General features: G+C 68.5%; 1 protein-coding gene. It reads left to right on the top strand.

What is annotated here, in order from left to right:
* Positions 1 to 569, top strand: a 569-nt coding sequence (locus JNK74_29745) for a branched-chain amino acid ABC transporter permease (GenBank protein MBL7650355.1), incomplete at both ends; no start/stop codon positions are given.

Here is a 569-nt window from a genome sequence, read left to right as displayed (position 1 = left end):
GTGTTTTCCCCGGCCGCCCTCAAACTGATCGCCAGCGCCTCGCTGGGGCTGACCCGGCGCATCAATATCCTCTGTGACAAGTCGCTGCTGGCCGCCTTCGCCGGCAACACCCACCAGATCACCGCCGCCCACGTCAAGGCCGCCATCCGCGACGCCGAGTTCCGCCGCGCCAGCGCGCCGCGCCTCGGCCTCTGGCTGGGCGGCGCGGCGGCGGCGCTGTTCGGCCTGATCTTCGGCCTGACGGCGGTGCGCATCAAGGGCTTCTATCTGGCACTGACGACGATCGCCGCGCAGATCCTGTTCCATTTCCTGGTGCTGAACCTGCCGAGCAGCTGGCTGGGCGGCGCCAACGGCATCACCCTCGAGCCGGCGTCGCTGTTCGGGCTGAGCTTCGACACCGACCGTTCGATTTACTACCTGTGCCTGGTCGTCGCCTGCGTCATGGTCGCGGGCGCCTATGGCGTGATCCGCAGCCGGCACGGCCGCGCCTTCTATGCCGTCAGGGACGACGACGTGGCCTCGGGGATGATGGGCATCGACGTGGTGCGCACCAAGGCCATGGCCTTCCT

The organism is Candidatus Hydrogenedentota bacterium, from assembly GCA_016791475.1.
Taxonomy (GTDB): Bacteria; Hydrogenedentota; Hydrogenedentia; order Hydrogenedentales; family JAEUWI01; genus JAEUWI01.
This window is presented reverse-complemented; position numbering and strand designations above follow the sequence as displayed.